Origin of the sequence: Dyella sp., assembly GCF_035277725.1 — a bacterium.
Taxonomy (GTDB): domain Bacteria; phylum Pseudomonadota; class Gammaproteobacteria; order Xanthomonadales; family Rhodanobacteraceae; genus Dyella_B.
This window is the reverse complement of the sequence record NZ_DATEJY010000234.1, coordinates 1-3,125: the sequence shown is the minus strand read 5'-3', so window position 1 is coordinate 3,125 and position 3,125 is coordinate 1. Positions and strand designations below refer to the sequence as shown.

The following is a 3,125-nucleotide window of genomic DNA, read 5'->3' as shown; positions in this document are numbered from 1 at the left end:
TGATTCGCTCCGCTCACCCCTTTCGGGGCCGTCCATTCGGACGTTCTCCGCGCTTCGCGCTGCGTCCGGCTTTCGCCGGGACGACGAGCTTTTTAGCCATTTCGCTTAAACAAGCAAAACTTTCCCCGGACAGCGATGGGCTTTCGCCGGAATGTCGATTCGCTTTGCAATGGCGTCAGCGTGAACCTTAAAGGCACTTCTATAAATTGCGCCCAGACGAAACAGGTATTTCGATCATCGCCAGGAGCGGTTCCCTCCCCTGCTTGCAGGGGAGGGCTAGCGTCAATGCTCCGAACTTAAGGTTCTTCCAGCCGCTACAGAACCCAAACCCGTCATTCCAGCGAAAGCTGGAATCCAGCGACTTTGGGCTGAAAGGCACTGGATTCCAGCTTTCGCTGGAATGACGAACAAGAGTTTCCCACGGTTGAAAAAAACCTTAAGTTCGAAGCATTGGGCTAGAGCGTCAAGTTGTACTAACTCAAGTACCCATCACCCAGTCCACGCCTTCTCGCATCCCGCATGCACCTTTCACTACGCTGCAACGACACCGATCACACTATGCCGGTTGATGTGACGCAACACGGCCCTTGCGACATGCGCGATGCAATGCGAATCGAGTACGACTCACACGACGCAGACACGGTCTGCATCGCGCGCCGACACTTTCTTGCCGCTTCCGTCACCACGCTATCGGCCTTGCTGTTTGCCGGCTGCAGCACCTCGGGGCCGCCGGCCTCGGCAACGAAATACTTCACGCCTAGCGAGACGCGCTTCGTGCGTGCAAGGCAAGTTGTACGAGCAGCCCGCCAGCATCGTCATCCTGTGCGCATTCGCGTATCACAACGTGCATTTGCTGCTGCTATCGAAGATCGGCACGCCCTACGACCCGAACGCGGGCAAGGGCGTGGTCGGCCGCAACTACGCGTACCAGGCAAGCAGTACCATCAGCGTCACCTTCAAGGACATCATGCTGCACGGGTGTTCTCATTCACTGCTTGCCCAGCGTCGCAAACATCACCACCGCCGCCACGCCCATCACCGCGGTGGCCAGCCATCCCCAAAACAACAGCCAGCCGCGCACGACATGCTCGCCCATGGTTTTCTTGCGGCGCACGACCACCATGATCGCCGCCATCAACGGCACGGCACACACGCCGTTCACCACCGCACTCCAATACAACGCCTTGATCGGGTCGATGGGTGAAAACGTCAGCGCCGTACCCAGCGCCATGCTGCCTACCAAGACGCCATAGAACAGCTTGGCCTGCCGCGGTTTGCGCGCCAGGCCATAGGGTTTACGCGCAGCGCCGGCGACCGCAAACGCGGAGGCACCCGCTACCACCGGCACGGCCAGCAGGCCGGTGCTGACGATGCCTAGGGAAAACAAGGTGAAGGCGAAGCGCCCGGCGATGGGGCGTAGCGCTTCGGCGGCTTCAGATGCCGATTGAATGTCGGTCTTGCCATGGGCATGCAAAACTGCTGCCGCGGTGACGATCATGAAGAAGGCCACGATGTTGGAGAACAGCATGCCGACTGTGGTATCCAGCGCGATGCGCCGCAGCTCGGCGTCCGCCTTGCAGCCGGTATCGTGCTGCAGCTTGCGCTCGTTGTTGGCGCGCAACTCCGCTACCTCTTCTGCCGCCTGCCAGCAAAACAGATAGGGGCTGATCGTCGTGCCGAGCACGGCCACGACACCGGTCAAATATTCCGTGTTCCATTGCACATGCGGAATGATGAAATACCGCAACGCCGTGCCCCATGGCACATGCACGGTAAAGGCCGTCGCGACATAGGCAAACAGGCTCAAGGCGATTAATTTCAGGATCGGCGAGTAGCGTTCGAACGACAGATACACCTGCAGCGCCGTCGACCCCGCGGCGAATATCAGCACATACAAGAGACTTGGACCGCCGATCAGCAACTTTGCCGCCGCGCCCATGGCGGCCAGATCGGCGCCGATGTTGATGGTGTTGGCCACCACCAGCAGCACGATCAGCGTCCATACCGCCGGCTTGGGGAAATTCGCTATCAACGCATCGGCAAGTCCGGCCCCGCAAACGCGCCCGATGCGCGCGCTGACCATTTGAATGGCGATCATCAGCGGTGTGGTGATCAATATCACCCACAGCATGGCGTAGCCGAATTTCGCACCCACTTGCGAGTAGGTGGCAACGCCACTGGGATCGTCATCGGCCGCACCCGTTACGAAGCCCGCGCCAAAGCGTTTCCACCAGGGAGTCTTGGGCGCATCACGGGTCTGGTCGGCCATGCAGCTTGCCATCGCTGGAAAGTTGCCAGGATCGTGCAAGCTCTTCTGTGAACGGGATGAGGTGGCGAAGAAAGGCATATGTCAACGCGGAAACGGACGTATGCCGAGTTCAACGCTTGTTGCACTTCCCGCATTCAACAGATGACTTTTCACAAGCTATCGACACAACCGTCGACACGTGACTTATGGGTAATGCGTCAACGGGGCTGCGTAGGCTGGGATGAAATCCCAGCATTGCGATGCATAGCGGTGCTGGGATTTCATCCCAGCCTACATTGGGTCGTTCCAAGGCCCAATCCAGGATCGCGAACTGGCGGGCTTTTTGACAAGCAAGGTAAGGGCTGGAAATATCTGCGGCGATACTCTCTGGGGAGCCTGTTTCGCATTTATCTGCAGACCGTCCAGAACGATCTGCGCCCGACGCTTGATCATAGGAAACGCCATGAAACGTGTTACCGGTATTGGTGGGGTGTTCTTCAAGGCGAAAGACCCCAAGGGATTGTCGGAGTGGTATCGCGTGCATCTGGGTGTGCCGGTGCAAGCGTGGGGTGGGGCTGCGTTTCGATGGGCGGATGACAACGCCAGTGGCACGGGAACGACGGCGTGGAATCTGTTCAAGGAAGACACGTCGTATTTCGCGCCGGGCACGGCCAGCTTCATGATCAACTACCGTGTCGACGACCTGCATGCGCTGCTGGCGGCGCTCAGGGCTGAAGGCTGCCAGGTCGAAGACAAAGTCGACGAGTCCGAGTACGGCAAGTTCGGCTGGGTGATCGATCCCGAAGGCAACAAGGTGGAGCTTTGGCAGCCGCCTGAAGGCAAATAAGGGCAGCAGCGCGCATGCGTTACAGCGGTT

The 3,125-nt window shown here is 59.0% G+C and carries 3 protein-coding genes; 2 read left to right on the top strand and 1 reads right to left on the bottom strand.

From position 1 onward, the window contains the following. Positions 1-191: hypothetical protein (locus tag VJR68_RS19320; protein WP_324150298.1), on the top strand; the 191-nt coding region annotated here is incomplete at its 5' end. Between the two features lie 797 nt (positions 192-988). Here the strand turns inward: VJR68_RS19320 and VJR68_RS19315 are convergent. Then, the gene (locus tag VJR68_RS19315; RefSeq protein ID WP_324150296.1) at positions 989-2,269 is read right to left on the bottom strand and encodes a divalent metal cation transporter; all 1,281 of its coding nucleotides are present in this window, start codon (positions 2,267-2,269) and stop codon (positions 989-991) included. 442 nt (positions 2,270-2,711) lie between these two features. Between VJR68_RS19315 and VJR68_RS19310 the strand changes: the two genes are divergently transcribed. Next, positions 2,712-3,095 carry a VOC family protein gene (locus VJR68_RS19310; RefSeq protein ID WP_324150295.1) on the top strand — a complete coding sequence of 128 codons (384 nt, stop codon included), beginning with the start codon at positions 2,712-2,714 and terminating at the stop codon, positions 3,093-3,095. Positions 3,096-3,125: the final 30 nt, after the last annotated feature.

Coding starts and splice junctions, on each gene's coding strand:
- VJR68_RS19315 (WP_324150296.1), bottom strand. CDS start 2,269: ATGGCCGACCAGACCCGTGATGCGCCCAAGACTCCCTGGTGGAAACGC.
- VJR68_RS19310 (WP_324150295.1), top strand. CDS start 2,712: ATGAAACGTGTTACCGGTATTGGTGGGGTGTTCTTCAAGGCGAAAGAC.